Origin of the sequence: Chelatococcus sp. XZ-Ab1 (genome assembly GCF_029309855.1) — a bacterium.
In the GTDB taxonomy this organism is placed as follows: domain Bacteria; phylum Pseudomonadota; class Alphaproteobacteria; order Rhizobiales; family Beijerinckiaceae; genus Chelatococcus_A; species Chelatococcus_A sambhunathii.
In genome coordinates this window covers 1-13676 of record NZ_JARKII010000012.1, presented here as the reverse complement: position 1 = coordinate 13676, position 13676 = coordinate 1, and the positions used below count along the sequence as shown (strand labels likewise).

Below are 13676 nucleotides of genomic sequence, written 5' to 3'. Positions count from 1 at the left end.
ATGACGGCGAGCGCAAGCGTTCCAACCATCCCAAGGCGCGTCATTCGTGCACCTCGATGGCGTGCTGCTCGCCTGTCTCGCGATTGGTGATGACCATCTCGCCGATGGCGGGGCCGGTCTCCTCCGCGCCCGGCGGCAGCGGCGCCATCTTCACCAGGTCGTCGAGATGGTCGTGGATGAGGCTGGCAATGCGGATGAGGACCCGCATGTCGTGCTCGTTCAGCCGCAGGGCTTTCGCGAACTGGTGTGCTGTGCGCGCTGCGACGACCGGATTGCCGATGTCCTCGTACCAGACCCATGCCGAATCCATCGGCACGATGCAGGGCAGGGTGGTGTCGGCGTACTCCTCACCGGCCCGGACCAGAACGAGGGCCGGGCGCCACTGGCCTTCCGGATTGCGGAGCCATGTGCCGACGAGGGTGATGCCGTGGAGCGTGCGCGACCAGGCGCGCTTTGTCAGGTCGAGGGCGAGCGTCATGCCGGCGCGATTCGATGCGTCGGGCCAGCGCTTCCGCGCGGCCGTCCGCCCCCATTACTTCCTCCCTAGCACGCGTTCGTGCGCAAATCCATCGATCCATGCACAGACCGTGCGCAATAGCGGATCAACACGCGCGAAGAATGCATATGCACGCCCCATGCCCGGCACGGCACGAAGCGATCACAGAATGGAAGGGAGGTATTGCGCGATTCGCCGTTCAGCACTAGCGTCAGTAATCGGCGGCCGAAAGTGGTCTGCGCATCAGAAATGCGAGTATTATAATGAGGATTTGTATATCATTAAAAAGAAACACGTTTCAACTATATGTCGAGATGCATGCGCGTGCACCCGATATAACGCTACATCCCATCGATGTGATAGCGGCGCTGCTCTTTATGCAGATTGCCGAGCGTATGGTAGGCTAGACGCCTTACGCTGTATCGCGACCCTGCAGCCCGACGGTGCACCCGCCGGCCTGCCTCCCTCGCCGGCGCCCCGCGGCGCCTCGTTGGCCCAACCTTGCTGTGGTGTCACCGTGGAGCGACGTGACCTGGACGCCATCGCCGCCCGCCTCTCGGCCGAAGCGCCGGGCGTCGTCATCCACCGGCCCGATTTCGGCTGGTCTCTGCATTGTCGGCACCCCGTCCGCGACGAGGCGATGATCGTCTACCAAGCGCCGCGCGATGATATCGACCAGCCTGAGCTGCGAGCCGATCTGGCGGCCGTCGAGCGCTGGCTGTCGTCGTAGCCCTCTGGCACATTCCACGTGAACAATTGTGAATTAGAGGCGTCGCCTACACGCCCATCGCGCCGGTCTTCCTCTTTCGCTTCCACCCGCTGCTGGCGCGCAGGATGTGCGCGATCTGCGCCTTCTGGCGCAAAGCGTCGGCTGCGTGCTGGTGGCCGTTCTTGGCGATCTGCGGCGACCAGGCTTCAAGCCGGCCATTCCAGACCTTCGAGAAGCCGTCGAGATGCGCGATACCGGCCTTGCACGCTTCCTCGTCGAGCCAATAGTTCGTGAAGTCCTCGCGGAGTTGGTCGATTGCCTGCGTCACGTCCGGCGTGCGGGCCACGATCTCGATGTTGCGCAGGCCGAGGTCGTTCAGCTGGTCCGCATAGGTCTTCAGGTGCTCGCCGCCCGGCAAACGCCTGTCAGCGTCGTGGGGCAGGTAGTGAGTGCCAAAGGACGCACCGCGGTTGCCTGCCCACTCATTGAGCTGGCGCACATAGTACGACGGCGGCTCGCTTGCTCCCTCAATGAAGCCGACCCAGTGGTCTCGTGGCCCGACCTGCTGGTGCAGCCAGATCGCCGTGTCGTCGTCCGTGCCGATGTCCCAGAAGGTGTTGACGGGCAGGCCGGCATTGATGGGCACCCGCGTAATGCGGCCCTCACGCCGGGCGCGTGCCAGTTGCTCGGCGAGCCACAAGCCATCGGTGGCGACCTGGAATGCCTCTTCGAGCGTTGTCGGGTACTGGCGCCACATTTTTTCGTTGGCGCCGCCGTATTCGGAATCGCGTTTGGCGACATACCAAGCCCGCTTGCGCGGGCCAATCTCGCGCCCGATCGTCGTTTCCATGCGGGAGAAGTAAGCGTGATCCTGCGGAGAAATGGCCACGAGCTCCGGGTCGATCTCGTATTCGGCTGCATCCCACCACGACGCGAAGTGCAGGCGGAAGTCGAGCCTCGACAGCTTGCGCCCGCTCAGCTCCTGCGCCTGCGCTTGGCGGACCATGTCGGCGAAGATGCCGTAGTTGGATTCGACCGTGCTCTCGACGACGATGATCCCCTTCTCGGCCGCCGGAAATGACCCCTCCTGGATCTCGCGTGCGCCTTCGGGGTCGCGCAGGCATTTGATGCCGTACTCGGACACGTGCAGGAAATCGAGCGTTCCGCCACGAGCCGACGCCGACACCGTCATCACCGAGCCGTTGTCCCATCGAAGCTCGGTGACGTTGTCGACGACAAGAGGCACCATCTCGTGCCGGATCACGGGTGGAAGTCGGTCGTAAGCGAATTTGATCTTGCTGTTGCGGATCTTTTTGGCGGTGTCCTTGTCCTGGGCGATGACGGCGGTGTCGCTCAACGGGACGAACAAGCAGCGGTCCAGCATGATGATCTGGACGGCCGTCGAGAATCCGCGCTGCCGCGCTTTCGGGACGAGGTTGCGATACCAGAGCCGATCGATGAACCTGTCCTGCACCTCGTTCGGCTTGAAAGTGACGGTGTCGCCATCCTTGTCCTTAATCTTGTAGAGGTTGCGAAGGCGCCAGTGGGGGTCCTTCAGGGCCTCCTCAAGCTGGACCTCGGTCATCTCATGCAGCGGCGGATACCGTCCTTCCTGCACCACGCGGCTCAGCCCTCCTCGCGCGGGCCGATGGCCCGCGGCCGGTCGACGGCAGGCGTGTCGCTGTCCTGTGGCCCGATCGAGCGCCCTGCGATCTGCTCGAACAGCTTGCGCATCGGCGGCGTCGTGTCGTGCTCCACGCGCTCCTTGAATGCCTGCACGTCGACGTGCCGACCGATGAGCTCGAGGCGCTTTGCCCGGTCGGCGATTTTCACCTTGCGCAGCACTCCGATCTGCTGGCGCTCTTCGCCGCGGCCCTCCCAGAGCTCCTCAACCTCGATGCCGGCCACGAGTCCCTTGCGCCAGGCGACCGGCCATTCGTGCACCGGCTTCAGGTTGCCATCCTCGCCGTACAGGTCCTTCAGGTCGGCGTCGGCTTCGTCGGCGAGGCGCTGGAGCAGCCAGTCGGCGTTGATCTTGGTGCGCTCGCTGCGCGCCTCCTTGCCCTGGGCGATCAACTCCGCGACCCGGGGGCGTCGAAGAAGATCATAGCCCATCTTCTCGGCGCCGCTCTTGGCGTAGCCCGCTCGGATCGCCGCCTGGGTGGCGTTGAGGTCGATGAGGTATTCCTCCGCGAACCGCTTCTCACGATCGCTGAGCTTGCTCTTCCGGCCCGGGCGGCCGGGTTCCTTTTTCTGCTCTGCCATCTGCCTATTCCATGCCGAGCGCCTGCATGTACAGATCGAGGATCGCTCGTTCCTCCTCGCGCTCCTCCGGCGGCTTCTTCCGCAGACGCAGGATCGTGCGCACGGCGCCGGGATCGAAGCCCCGCGCCTTCAACTCGCCGAACACCTCCTTCACGTCGCCGGCTACGGCCGCCTTCTCCTCCTCGAGCCGCTCGATCCGCTCGATGAACTGCTTGAGCTCCGCAGCGGCCACGCCATCGGCCGCCGCCTCACCGGTCTCCTCCTTGCTGAACATCTCCGCGGTGGTGCGGCAGCGCTCCGTCTCGTTTCGCCTGCGCAGCACCTTCAGCGCGGCGCCAACCATGTCCATGGGCACGTCGCCCGTGTCGATCTCGCCCGTCTTGATGCGGATCGTGGAGCCATCCATCCGCTTCTCCCTTCTCGTCATTGCCGCGCCGCCGTGGGCGCGCCGTGGTGGATAGCTGCGAGGCCGGCCAACAGGGCTTGGCTTTCGCCCTCTGCCTCGCAAAGCCTCAGCAGTTCCCCCAGCAGCCACGGCCACCCGCTTCCACGTCTCGAAGCCTCCCGCTCCGTTGCCCCGTCGCAGAGATCGGGCCGCTCGCCGAGAAGGGACACGCAGGCGTCGGCATGCTCGATATGCGCCGATAAAGCCGTCCACATGTCCCGCTCCCAGCGAGTGCGGCTGTCTGAGCGAAGGGGGGTAAGGGGGGATTTAATTCTGGATTCTGGAATATGGGCGATAGGCACCCTACTAGGTGGCCTATTGAATGACCTATTAGGTCGCGAGGAAAATTCTTTGCTGTCAGGTACTTGTGCAGGGGGCTCCGTGCCTGTTCCCCGCTTCTCTGCGGCCCACCGCTTCTCGATGACTGCCTTGCGGCACTTCGCGGATTTCTCCTGATCACGGACCATGCGGCGTGAGAAGACGACGCCCTCGCGCGTCATGTCGAAAACCCCCGCCTCACGAAGCTCAGCCATGAGCGACCGAACCTCATCGGCGGAAATGCCGACCATGCGCGCTAATGCGTCGTCTCCTACGCGGCGCCCATTGACCAACAGATGGCCGTAGGGGCGTGCCTCGTGCATGATGCAGAGGCACTCCATCCACAGGCCGCGCGCCGCGAGGCTGACGACCCGTAGAGCTTGATCCCCCCGCCAGTCGCGGGGGAAGAACTTCATCCAGGGCTTTGCGGCGCTGCTCATAGCCCGCACCCCGCGTCGATCGGCTCGGAGCGGTCACTCACGTGGCGCCTCCCGCCCTTGCTGGGCGTCGACACGCTGCACCGCGTGTATCACCGTGGTGTGGTCGCGCAGGAAGAGGCGTCCAATCTGGGGCAGAGACAGGTGCGTCTCGTATCGCGCCCGCCACATCGCGTACTGCCGCGCCTCGGCAACCCGCTTCTGGCGGCGCTCCGACAGGATATCGTCGCGGGGTACGCCGTAGGCTTCGGCGACCTCGCGCTGGATCCGGCGGACGTGGGCGACGTCTCTCGCGTGCTGCGATAGCCTCGCCGCCTCGATGTCGCGTGCAGTCGGCGTCATATCGGCGACGAGCCGATACTTCTGGCCCGCGGCGACAGCCGCAATCTTCATGCGGCCGAGCACTTCCCGTCGGACTTCCTCGGGCGGCGGCGCTGATGGCGCAGGGGGCGGCAATGCCCTCCCGACGCGTTGGGCAGGGACCACCGGGTGCGGAGGCCGAAGGCGCCGGCGTATCGCGTCATAGCGCTGCATCATTTCTGCTGGGTTATCAGGCTCCTGCGTGCTCATTCGCGCTACCTCGTCCCAGGCATCGGCCGTGCCACGGCCTCTTCGATCGTTCGGCGGATGCTATGGCGTGCCTGGCGGGCAGCTTCGTCGTAGTTCCTCGGCGTGCAGGGCAGGGTGATCGCCAGCCGGCCGGGCCCCCACGGCCAGAAGACACGCAAATGGGTGGTCTTGTAGATCTGCACATCCTTGATCCCGAGACTCGCGAGCAGGTCGAGCGCCGCCACGACATGGGAGCCCAGGCGGCGCGGGTTCTTGATCGGCTCGCGAGTCCTCATCGCCGGGCATCCCGATTGGCTGTGGCTTCCCCCGTGTGGGCCCCGGCGCGCGCGAATGGGGGCTGGGAGCGCGCGCCGGGGCTTTCACGTCTCCCGCAGGCGCTCGGGCGACGTGACTGGTTCCGGCAGCGGCTGCAGGCCATCGCCGGTGTTGACGCGAAGGATGTGGTTCATCGGCAGCGGCGTCCGGCTGCCGGCCGAAAGTGCGGTCATGTCGGACGTCGACCACTGATGGCCGTCGCAAAACGCGTCCTCGGGACGAGGAGGCGGGGCGATGTGGGTAGGGTCGGCGCCCACATCGAGGCGCCGCGCGGCGGCGGCGCGAATGGCCTCGGCGTTGTTCGCCAGCCAGCGGAGGGTGGTGAGGGCGGCGGCGAGATGCTCGCGGAAGAGTTCCGCTTGCGAGCGGCCAAGGCCGGCCTCGCCCCCGATTGCGCGGGCATGGCTCACCGCCTTCTCGAGGGCGCTGACCTGCGACATGAGCGATATCCGGCGTCCGGTCATGGGCGCCTCGGCACGATTCGGGTGCTCATAGGCCCCTCCGCGTCTCGGCTCCGGCGGGTCGTTCGCCCCGCTCGACTGCCTGCTGGATTTCGAGATCGAGCCCGCTCGTCATCGCGCATCCCCGCCGGTCGCAGCGTGCCGCGGCATGGCTCGCTCCGGGTCATCGAGACCCCATAGCGCTGCGGGCGCCGATGCATGCTGCTTTTCGAGCGCGCGGCTGAGCACGAGGAACGTCTTGGCCGGGAATCGCCCCTGGGCCCGCCAGTTCGTGACAGCCTGCATGGAGCGCCCGAGGAGACTGGCCGTTGCCTTGGTCCCCCCGAGAGCGTCGATGACGTCGGATACGGTGCGCAGTTGCGTGTCCATGCGCCACATTTAATACAAGATTTGTGTATCTAGCAATGCTTTATCGACTACACAAAACATGTACCCGAGAATGATGGCGACCCATGCAACTCGCAGCGATCGAAATTCGGATGGCCCGAACGACAACCGTCAGTCCCGTGGATGTAGGGGAGCGCGTGCGCCTCCTCATCGATGCGATGGGCATGTCGGCGACGGATTTTGCCCGGCTCTGCGGCCTCACGCCGCAGCACATCAACAACTACACCTCGGGCCGGGCCATGCTCAGCGTGACGGCCGCGGCGGCAATCGCCGCCGCAACCGGGGTGACCTTCGACTACCTCTATCGAGGGGACAGGTCGTCCCTGCCTCTGAGGCTGGTCACATTGCTTTCGGACGAAGAGCGCCGCCGCAGCGCCAGTTGATCCTCGGCGTCGAGAACCCAGTCCAGCTGCTCGCGCGCGAGCCTCAGCACCGTCAGGGCGTCATCACGCTTGTCGGGTAGCTGCATAAGGATTTGGATCGCCAATCTCTTGAGATTAATCACCTGTTGCCTCCAGCCTCGGTAATAACGAGCGGGGGCATCGGAAGGCGGCGCCTGTCTCCGCCGCCTGACAACGGGGGGTTCGTTGCAAATGTGCGCGAGTCGCGACCTGGACGTGCATTCAGCGCGACAATGACGTCGGCCTAGTTCCGGTTGAGGTTAATGCCGGGTTGCCGCCCGCGCGCGTCGATCGCGTGGGCGATCGATATCCTTTGTTCCTGTTTCCTCTGCGGGCTGCTGGCCATGCGCCGTTCACGTCCGTGATACAAGATTTGTGTATTTTATCTCTTGCATTACAAGATTTGTGTATTAGCATCCTCTCCCAGGGCGTGGGGGCTGTGCCGCGCTCGTTTTTCCCTGGAGGGTGCCATGCATTTCTACCAGTGCGCGGCCTGCGAGACCTTCGAGCGCCTGCGCTATGTGCCGGATGCCTGTTCCGTCTGCGGCGGGGCAATGTACCGGGCGGATGAGCCCGACACCGTCGAACAAGACGAGGGCTACGCTGCCGAGGCGGCTGAGGTCGGCTTCGCCGACGACCCGCCGCCGGCCGCTCCCGTCGGGGAACGCGCGGCCATCTGGTGGCTCGCGCTCGGGGCAGGGGCCGCCCTCATCATCTCGTCCGGCGTCGACGACGGGCTTGAGCGCTGCCTGGAGCGCTACAGCACCGCCACCTGCGTTCACTCCCTCTATCGGTGATGCCATGGACCGCGTCGCCCGTGCCGAGCGCTGTCTGATGGTCGCCGCTTACATCGTATTGCGGCACGGCCAGCGCTACGCGCCGGTGATGGAGCGGCTTGAGCAGGAGCTGGCCGAGGCCCGGCTGGCCGAGAGCGCGCTGGATCGCGCGAGACGAATTCTGGCTTCCGGTGCCGTCGAAGCGCGGTCCGGCGCCAACCTCCCACACCAACTTCCAGCAAGCGGAGCCGGACATGGCCCCCATCATGCCGAATGTCTACCAGCGCTCGCACCGTCGTCTCGTGGCCGCGCCGACCGGCGACACGGAGCAAGCGCCTGACCCTCGCCACGCCCGGATCGTGGGGTCTGCCCACCTCGTCGACGCTCGCCGAGCCCTGAATGAGGCGATCGCCGTTCTGGAGCGCGGCTCCACGGTCGGCGTGGCCCACCTGGTCGAGGCGGCGCGCGGCAGCGTCGGCCGCGCGGCGCAACTCTTCTCAGCACTTCCCAAGCCGCGACGCTGAGCGACGCATCAACCCGGAAAGGACCGACCCAATGTCCCTGCGTGACGTCATGCAGCGCGTCTCCGCCTCGGAAAACGAGGACGACGCCAAGATGCTCGCCACCATCATCAATGCCGACGTGTCGGTGCGCACCACTTTGACCGGTCGTGGCCACTTCGAGCCGACGGATGTCTTACGCCTCGGTACCGTCGTCGCCCTCTACAAAGGCTTGAACCCGCTCGGCACCGAGTTCGACCGCTACGCGCGGGCGGGGTCGACCCCGAAAGGCGAGGGGCGTCCGACCATCCAGGCACATGTCCCGGCGCCGCAGGGGGGCACCCTCTGATGAGCCGGAGCGACATTCTCATACGCGTGGCCGCTTCGGGCGAACCCTGCCCGTGGGTCTTCATTGACCCCGTCTCGTCGGCCGCCCGCCAATGGTGCATCGACTGCCTTCCAGATGAGGCCGTCTCGTCGCCGGCCGGCGTCTACGTCCTGCCCGAGAGGGCAGTGACGGCGTGCATCGCCGCAGCGCGCGCGGAGGGCTTGCGCGTTTCGGCCCATGCCCCGCAGCCGCAGGGGAGCGCCGCATGAGGCACGTCCACATCGATCTTGCGGCGCTTGAGCAGGCGCCACGCAAGTCCTTCGCGGGCATCCTTGAGGACGGGAAGGCGGCGGCCAGGCACGACAATGACCGCTTCGTCATGGACATGCAGCATGAATGCGTCGACGTCGTCGTAGCTCTGGCGCTGACGGTGGCGCGTTGGCGCAACGATGGCCGCGCACTTCCTCTCATCTCCCAGGCTGTCGCCTCGGCGATCGCGAACATCATCTCGGCTACCACCTCGACCATTGGCCATCCGAGTGCCGTGCCAGTCGTGCTGAACCTGCTGTTCGAGAACCTCGGGAAACTGCTGACGGAGGCGCCCGGTGTGCATGGGGAGATGCGCACCACCCAGGTGCACGTCCCGGTCCAGCGGGGAGGGACGGCCTGATGACCACCTTTCATGCCCCGACGCTGCATGTCGTGTTCTGGTGTCCTTATCGGGACGACAAGTACGAGATTTACGAGACCGTCGCGGCCCCGGGGTCAGCGCTCAAGACCGCCGCGGGCTTGAGCGACTGCGGCTATCCCGCCGAGGCCGTCGAGTATCGCCCCCTCCTTGCCGGCGCCCGCGTGGCCAGCGTCGGGACGATCGCCGCGATGTTCTTCGCGAGCGTCGGCTTCCTTCTGGGCCTTCTGGTCTGAGGGATGCCCATGCCGCGTGGCGCCCGCTTCGTCGACCGATTTGATGACTTCCACAACCGCTTGCGGGTGCTGCTCAACATTGAACGCGCCGACCTCGTCGATGCCGGCGTGATCCGCCCCACTGATCACAACGCATGGGGCACGTTCCACCGAGATCCCTTCCGTTTCTTCATTCGCGCCGACGATGCCACCGCCCTGAAGCTGTGGGCCATCGTCGAGCGCCGCGCCACCGGGAGCATCACATGACCGTCGACGAGATCACTTCCGCGCCACCGTCCGCCCCCGCGGCGGCGGACGGCGACGGATGGGAATGGGCCGTTGTCGAGCTGTTCGGGCACCGGCGGCTCTCCGGGCGCGTCCGTGAGGAGGAGCGGTTCGGCGCCAAGATGCTGCGCATCGACATTCCCGTGAAAGGCGAACCCGCCGTCAACGGCTGGACGACGCAGTTCTACGGCGGCGCGGCCATCTTCTCCGTCACCTTCACGGACGAGGCCGCCGTGATGCGGATCAATCGCCCTTACGAGCCGTACCGGGCGCAACTGGCGGTACGCGATGACTTCGCCGATCCGGACGACGAAATGAGCGTCGCCGGCGACGACGAACTCTGAGGTCCGCTATGCCGCTTCCCCGCCGTCACCAGCGCAGCCGCGCCAAGGGCGCCCGACTTCCCGAGGGCGTCGTCTATGTCGGAAGGCCCTCGAAATGGGGCAGCCCGTTCGACATCCGCTCGCCCGCGGTCACCGCCATGCTCCATCACGCCATCGAGCGGACGAAGGAGCAGTACCGAAGCGCGCCGCGCCAGTGGCGCCGGTGGATGCCGCGGACGGCCAAGAACCGCCAGTGGGCGGCCAAGGAGCTCTATCGCAGTTGGCTGCTCGGCACGCTCGACGAACTGCCGGAGCCGGTCCGCACCGCCCTGCCGGCGCAACTGCCGGTGCCGCCCTCGATCGAGGAGATCGCGGCCGAGCTCGGAGGGCGGGAAATCGCCTGCTGGTGCTCCGTTGACGCACCGTGCCACGGCGACGTGCTGCGGCTCGGGGCGAAGGCCGGCCGTCTCGCGATCACCATCAACTCGCCGCCGCCAGACATCTACGGCACGACGCCGGCCGACCTGAAGCCGCGGCGCACGCCGATGTTCATCGGGATGTAGGCATGGCCGAGCTCCTCCCGCCCGGTCACGTCTTCGCCGGCCTGCGTGCCGCAGGATACCGGACGATTTACATCGATCCGCCGTGGAAATTTTCGTCGGGCCCCAGCCGAAACCCGCGCCGCCACTACCCGACGATGAGCGTCGAGGACATCAAGGCGTTGCCCGTGTCCGACCTGGCGCATCCAGACGGCTGCCGCCTGCTCATGTGGATCACGGTGCCGCTGTTGCACCGCATGCGTGAGGTGCTGGACGCCTACGGCTTCCGCTACTCGTCGGCGCGCGTCTGGGCGAAGCTCTGGCCGTCGGAAGACGAGATGTTCATCTACCCGAATTCGCTGGCCCGGGGCACGGGCTACGAGGTCATCGGCAATTGCGAGCTCCTCGTCATCGGAAAGCGCCGTCGCCCGAAGCGGCTCGGCAACATAAAGCCCGCTTCGCTCTTCTTCGCCCGCCGGCGCGAGCACAGCCGCAAGCCCGACGTTGTCCGCGACGAGATCGCGCGCCTCTACGAAGGCCCGCGGGTCGAGATCTTCGCGCGCACGCAGCACCCGGGCTTCGACGTGTGGGGCAACGAGACGTCGAAGTTCGCACCGCAAATGGTCGGAGCGGACCAGTGACATCGCCTGCTCGCCCCGCGTTGCGCTGGTACGGCGGTAAGTGGCGTCTTGCGCCGTGGATTATCCGCCATTTTCCGCCGCATCGGATCTATGTCGAGCCGTTCGGTGGGGCCGCCAGCGTCCTGCTCCGGAAGCCTCGTGCATATGCGGAGGTCTACAACGATCTCGACGAAGAAGTCGTGGGCTTGTTCCGCGTCCTGCGGTCCCCGGACTCTGCCGCCCGGCTGCGCGCGCAACTTGCCCTGACGCCTTTTGCCCGCGCTGAGTTCGAGCGGTCCTACGAGCCTGCCCAAGATGAGGTCGAGGCTGCTCGCCGCCTCGTCGTGCGCTCGTTCATGGGGTTCGGCGCGAACGCTCATGCAACCGACAGCTCGGGCCATCGCCAGACAGGCTTTCGCGGCAACTCTTCCCGGTCTGGGACGACCCCAGCGACGGATTGGCGAAATTACCCGGATGTTCTGCCTACGATTGTCGACCGTTTGCGCGGCGTGACCATCGAAAGACGCGACGCGCGGCTCGTCATGGAGCAGCATGACGGGCCGGAGACGCTGCACTACGTCGATCCCCCGTACCTGCAAGAGCTGCGCTCGCCAGGCAATCCCTACGACCTGAAGCGCCGACTGTATCGGCATGAGCTCGATGACGTCGGACATGTCGAGCTGCTGACCTCCCTGCGTCAGCTGAAGGGGATGGTCGTTCTCTCCGGCTATCCGAGCCCCCTGTATGACGACGCTCTGAGCGACTGGGAGCGTGTCACCACCGTCGCTTTCGCGGATGGCGCTCGGAAGCGGACGGAAGTGCTCTGGCTAAACCCAGCTTGCGCGCGCCGAAGCCGGACGATCAGCCTTTTCGACGTTGCCGAGGAGCGATCATGCGCAAGCGGAGCATCGCCGGCAGCAGCCACTCCTAATCCCGAGACGATTACACCATGACGGCGTTGACTATCGAGCGCGAATATCGCGTCGCCCATATGTGCTGCAGCATCGGCGGCGGCGCCAAGGGCTTCCGCAAGGGCAGTGCCCGCGTCGGCAGCATGCGGGCGAAGTTCCGCAACATCGGCGGCATCGACGTCGTGCCGTCGGCGCTCGCCGATTTCGAGCACATGGCTGGGTGCAAAGGGACGCTGCTCGACCTGTTCTCGCTCGACCAGTATCGCGCGTTCCACGGGAAGGAGCCGCCGCCGGGCTGGCGCGAGGCGACGCCGGCGGACATTCACCGCGCCTTCGGCTACGAGCGGCCGCACATCGTCTTCATGTCGATGCCCTGCAAGGGCTTCTCCGGACTGCTCGCCGAGAAGGTTTCCCTCAGCCCGAAATACCAGGCGCTCAACGGCCTGACGCTCCGCGGCGTGTGGCTCTTGCTGGAAGCCTACAAGGACGATCCGCCGGAATTCCTTCTCTTCGAGAACGTCCCGCGGATCGCCACCCGCGGCCGCTGGCTGCTCGATCAGATCCAGGCGATCTACGACGCCTACCGCTATGCCTGGGCCGAGACGACGCACGACTGCGGCGAGCTCGGCGGCCTCGGGCAGTCGCGCAAGCGCTTCCTGATGGTGGCGCGCCACCGCGAGAAGGTGCCGCCGTTCCTCTATGAACCGCCCAAGCGCCGGCTCCGCGGCGTCGGCGAGGTGCTCGAGAAGCTGCCGCTGCCGGGCGATCCCGCCGCCGGCCCGATGCATCGCATGCCGTCGCTGCAGTGGAAGACGTGGGTGCGTCTCGCCTTCGTCGAGGCGGGCAGCGACTGGCGCAGCCTCAACCACCTTCGGGTCGAGAATGGCGCGCTCGCGGACTACGGGATCGCGCCCGAAGGCGACTGCCAGTCGAGCGTCCTCGGCGTGCGAAAATGGGAGGAGCCGAGCGGCACGGTCGCCGGGCGGTCGAGCCCGACGAACGGCTCGTACAGTGTCGCCGACCCGCGCTATGGCAACTGGCACGATGGCGCCTCCAGCGCGAAGCTCCGCGTCACGGACTGGAACGGCTCCTCGTTCTGCGTCACCGGCGCGCAGCAAGTCGCGTCCGGGGCTCTGTCCGTCGCTGACCCCAGGATCGATGGGCACGCGAAATCGGTACAGATGGGCGTTCGGCAGTGGGCCGAGCCCGCCGGCGTCGTGACCGGCAAGATGTTCGTGGGCGGAGGCCCCAACTCTGTGGCCGATCCCCGCATTCCCGGCCCCCCTCGCTTCAACAACGTGTTCCGCATCGTGCCATGGGGCGGCACGTCGCCGGCCATAGCCGGCCCGGGCGGTCCGGCCGGCGGCCTCGCGGTCGCCGACCCTCGCGCGGATGCCGGGTTCGGCGGCAAGGGCAAGTATCGCGTCACCGCGTTCGGCGAGGCCGCGGGCACCGTCATCGGCGCCAGCACGACGGGACAGGGTGCCTTCGCGGTTGCGGACCCGCGTCCCGACTGCCTGCCGGCCGACCGGGAGACGTACCGGACCCAAGGCCATTATGGCGTGCGGCGCTGGACGGAGCCGACGGGCGCTGTGCCGGCCTATGCCAAGTACGACCGGGGCGCTTGGGCTGTCGCCGATCCGCGCGAGCCGCAGGCGCTCGGAGACGCGGCCGCGTTACCGGCGCC

21 protein-coding genes are annotated in these 13676 nt (G+C 66.5%); 13 read left to right on the top strand and 8 right to left on the bottom strand.

Going from position 1 to position 13676, the window contains the following annotated elements:
• Positions 1 to 40: 40 nt before the first annotated feature.
• Positions 41 to 478 carry a hypothetical protein gene (locus P2T65_RS16815; RefSeq protein ID WP_276200262.1) on the bottom strand — a complete coding sequence of 146 codons (438 nt, stop codon included), beginning with the start codon at positions 476 to 478 and terminating at the stop codon, positions 41 to 43.
• Between the two features lie 535 nt (positions 479 to 1013).
• On the opposite strand from P2T65_RS16815, the gene P2T65_RS16810 reads away from it, so the two are divergent.
• Positions 1014 to 1226, top strand: coding sequence for a hypothetical protein (locus P2T65_RS16810; protein ID WP_276200261.1), 213 nt, complete (start codon positions 1014 to 1016; stop codon positions 1224 to 1226).
• A gap of 46 nt (positions 1227 to 1272) precedes the next feature.
• Here P2T65_RS16810 and P2T65_RS16805 read toward each other — a convergent pair whose 3' ends face one another.
• From P2T65_RS16805 to P2T65_RS16775, 7 genes are all read right to left on the bottom strand, one after another.
• Positions 1273 to 2826: a hypothetical protein gene (locus P2T65_RS16805; RefSeq protein WP_276200260.1), complete on the bottom strand. Its 1554-nt coding sequence runs from the start codon at positions 2824 to 2826 to the stop codon at positions 1273 to 1275.
• Positions 2827 to 2831: 5 nt separating this feature from the next.
• The gene (locus P2T65_RS16800; RefSeq protein ID WP_276200259.1) at positions 2832 to 3470 is read right to left on the bottom strand and encodes a terminase small subunit; all 639 of its coding nucleotides are present in this window, start codon (positions 3468 to 3470) and stop codon (positions 2832 to 2834) included.
• Positions 3471 to 3474: 4 nt separating this feature from the next.
• Positions 3475 to 3876: a GapR family DNA-binding domain-containing protein gene (locus P2T65_RS16795; RefSeq protein ID WP_276200258.1), complete on the bottom strand. Its 402-nt coding sequence runs from the start codon at positions 3874 to 3876 to the stop codon at positions 3475 to 3477.
• An 830-nt stretch (positions 3877 to 4706) separates the two neighbouring features.
• On the bottom strand, positions 4707 to 5063 hold the full coding sequence (locus P2T65_RS16790; RefSeq protein ID WP_276200257.1) for a helix-turn-helix domain-containing protein: 357 nt from the start codon (positions 5061 to 5063) through the stop codon (positions 4707 to 4709).
• Positions 5064 to 5245: 182 nt separating this feature from the next.
• Positions 5246 to 5515 carry a hypothetical protein gene (locus P2T65_RS16785; protein WP_276200256.1) on the bottom strand — a complete coding sequence of 90 codons (270 nt, stop codon included), beginning with the start codon at positions 5513 to 5515 and terminating at the stop codon, positions 5246 to 5248.
• Positions 5516 to 5599: 84 nt separating this feature from the next.
• Entirely contained in the window at positions 5600 to 5995 is a 396-nt protein-coding gene (locus P2T65_RS16780) for a hypothetical protein (RefSeq protein ID WP_276200255.1), read from the bottom strand.
• Between the two features lie 132 nt (positions 5996 to 6127).
• Positions 6128 to 6385, bottom strand: a complete 258-nt coding sequence (locus P2T65_RS16775) for a hypothetical protein (protein WP_276200254.1) — start codon at positions 6383 to 6385, stop codon at positions 6128 to 6130.
• A 110-nt stretch (positions 6386 to 6495) separates the two neighbouring features.
• Between P2T65_RS16775 and P2T65_RS16770 the strand changes: the two genes are divergently transcribed.
• The 12 genes from P2T65_RS16770 to P2T65_RS16715 all read left to right on the top strand — a co-directional run.
• Positions 6496 to 6786 (top strand): helix-turn-helix transcriptional regulator, encoded by a 291-nt coding sequence (locus P2T65_RS16770; RefSeq protein WP_276200253.1) that lies wholly within the window; start codon positions 6496 to 6498, stop codon positions 6784 to 6786.
• Between the two features lie 488 nt (positions 6787 to 7274).
• Positions 7275 to 7601, top strand: a complete 327-nt coding sequence (locus tag P2T65_RS16765; RefSeq protein ID WP_276200252.1) for a hypothetical protein — start codon at positions 7275 to 7277, stop codon at positions 7599 to 7601.
• 233 nt (positions 7602 to 7834) lie between these two features.
• The gene (locus P2T65_RS16760; RefSeq protein ID WP_276200251.1) at positions 7835 to 8104 is read left to right on the top strand and encodes a hypothetical protein; all 270 of its coding nucleotides are present in this window, start codon (positions 7835 to 7837) and stop codon (positions 8102 to 8104) included.
• A gap of 31 nt (positions 8105 to 8135) precedes the next feature.
• The gene (locus P2T65_RS16755) at positions 8136 to 8429 is read left to right on the top strand and encodes a hypothetical protein (RefSeq protein WP_276200250.1); all 294 of its coding nucleotides are present in this window, start codon (positions 8136 to 8138) and stop codon (positions 8427 to 8429) included.
• A 244-nt stretch (positions 8430 to 8673) separates the two neighbouring features.
• On the top strand, positions 8674 to 9078 hold the full coding sequence (locus P2T65_RS16750; RefSeq protein WP_276200249.1) for a hypothetical protein: 405 nt from the start codon (positions 8674 to 8676) through the stop codon (positions 9076 to 9078).
• Positions 9078 to 9332 carry a hypothetical protein gene (locus P2T65_RS16745; protein ID WP_276200248.1) on the top strand — a complete coding sequence of 85 codons (255 nt, stop codon included), beginning with the start codon at positions 9078 to 9080 and terminating at the stop codon, positions 9330 to 9332. Before P2T65_RS16750 ends, P2T65_RS16745 begins: the two co-directional genes overlap by 1 nt.
• A gap of 9 nt (positions 9333 to 9341) precedes the next feature.
• Positions 9342 to 9578, top strand: coding sequence for a hypothetical protein (locus P2T65_RS16740; protein ID WP_276200247.1), 237 nt, complete (start codon positions 9342 to 9344; stop codon positions 9576 to 9578).
• Complete coding sequence (locus tag P2T65_RS16735) at positions 9575 to 9940, top strand: hypothetical protein (protein ID WP_276200246.1); 366 nt, start codon at positions 9575 to 9577, stop codon at positions 9938 to 9940. Before P2T65_RS16740 ends, P2T65_RS16735 begins: the two co-directional genes overlap by 4 nt.
• Positions 9941 to 9948: 8 nt before the next feature.
• Positions 9949 to 10482 (top strand): DUF4326 domain-containing protein, encoded by a 534-nt coding sequence (locus P2T65_RS16730; protein ID WP_276200245.1) that lies wholly within the window; start codon positions 9949 to 9951, stop codon positions 10480 to 10482.
• A 2-nt stretch (positions 10483 to 10484) separates the two neighbouring features.
• The gene (locus P2T65_RS16725) at positions 10485 to 11099 is read left to right on the top strand and encodes an MT-A70 family methyltransferase (protein ID WP_276200244.1); all 615 of its coding nucleotides are present in this window, start codon (positions 10485 to 10487) and stop codon (positions 11097 to 11099) included.
• A complete protein-coding gene (locus P2T65_RS16720; RefSeq protein ID WP_276200243.1) occupies positions 11096 to 12031 on the top strand; it encodes a DNA adenine methylase in 936 nt (311 codons plus the stop codon). Before P2T65_RS16725 ends, P2T65_RS16720 begins: the two co-directional genes overlap by 4 nt.
• A partial coding sequence (locus tag P2T65_RS16715; RefSeq protein ID WP_276200242.1) for a hypothetical protein occupies positions 12028 to 13676 on the top strand: 1649 nt, incomplete at its 3' end. The genes P2T65_RS16720 and P2T65_RS16715, both read left to right, overlap by 4 nt.

Bases quoted from the DNA above. Each gene is read 5' to 3' on its own strand.
- P2T65_RS16740 (WP_276200247.1), top strand. From the start codon at position 9,342: ATGCCGCGTGGCGCCCGCTTCGTCGACCGATTTGATGACTTCCACAAC.
- P2T65_RS16750 (WP_276200249.1), top strand. From the start codon at position 8,674: ATGAGGCACGTCCACATCGATCTTGCGGCGCTTGAGCAGGCGCCACGC.
- P2T65_RS16795 (WP_276200258.1), bottom strand. From the start codon at position 3,876: ATGGATGGCTCCACGATCCGCATCAAGACGGGCGAGATCGACACGGGC.
- P2T65_RS16765 (WP_276200252.1), top strand. From the start codon at position 7,275: ATGCATTTCTACCAGTGCGCGGCCTGCGAGACCTTCGAGCGCCTGCGC.
- P2T65_RS16745 (WP_276200248.1), top strand. From the start codon at position 9,078: ATGACCACCTTTCATGCCCCGACGCTGCATGTCGTGTTCTGGTGTCCT.
- P2T65_RS16780 (WP_276200255.1), bottom strand. From the start codon at position 5,995: ATGTCGCAGGTCAGCGCCCTCGAGAAGGCGGTGAGCCATGCCCGCGCA.
- P2T65_RS16775 (WP_276200254.1), bottom strand. From the start codon at position 6,385: ATGGACACGCAACTGCGCACCGTATCCGACGTCATCGACGCTCTCGGG.
- P2T65_RS16755 (WP_276200250.1), top strand. From the start codon at position 8,136: ATGTCCCTGCGTGACGTCATGCAGCGCGTCTCCGCCTCGGAAAACGAG.
- P2T65_RS16800 (WP_276200259.1), bottom strand. From the start codon at position 3,470: ATGGCAGAGCAGAAAAAGGAACCCGGCCGCCCGGGCCGGAAGAGCAAG.
- P2T65_RS16785 (WP_276200256.1), bottom strand. From the start codon at position 5,515: ATGAGGACTCGCGAGCCGATCAAGAACCCGCGCCGCCTGGGCTCCCAT.
- P2T65_RS16725 (WP_276200244.1), top strand. From the start codon at position 10,485: ATGGCCGAGCTCCTCCCGCCCGGTCACGTCTTCGCCGGCCTGCGTGCC.
- P2T65_RS16815 (WP_276200262.1), bottom strand. From the start codon at position 478: ATGACGCTCGCCCTCGACCTGACAAAGCGCGCCTGGTCGCGCACGCTC.
- P2T65_RS16730 (WP_276200245.1), top strand. From the start codon at position 9,949: ATGCCGCTTCCCCGCCGTCACCAGCGCAGCCGCGCCAAGGGCGCCCGA.
- P2T65_RS16760 (WP_276200251.1), top strand. From the start codon at position 7,835: ATGGCCCCCATCATGCCGAATGTCTACCAGCGCTCGCACCGTCGTCTC.
- P2T65_RS16790 (WP_276200257.1), bottom strand. From the start codon at position 5,063: ATGAAGATTGCGGCTGTCGCCGCGGGCCAGAAGTATCGGCTCGTCGCC.
- P2T65_RS16735 (WP_276200246.1), top strand. From the start codon at position 9,575: ATGACCGTCGACGAGATCACTTCCGCGCCACCGTCCGCCCCCGCGGCG.
- P2T65_RS16770 (WP_276200253.1), top strand. From the start codon at position 6,496: ATGGCCCGAACGACAACCGTCAGTCCCGTGGATGTAGGGGAGCGCGTG.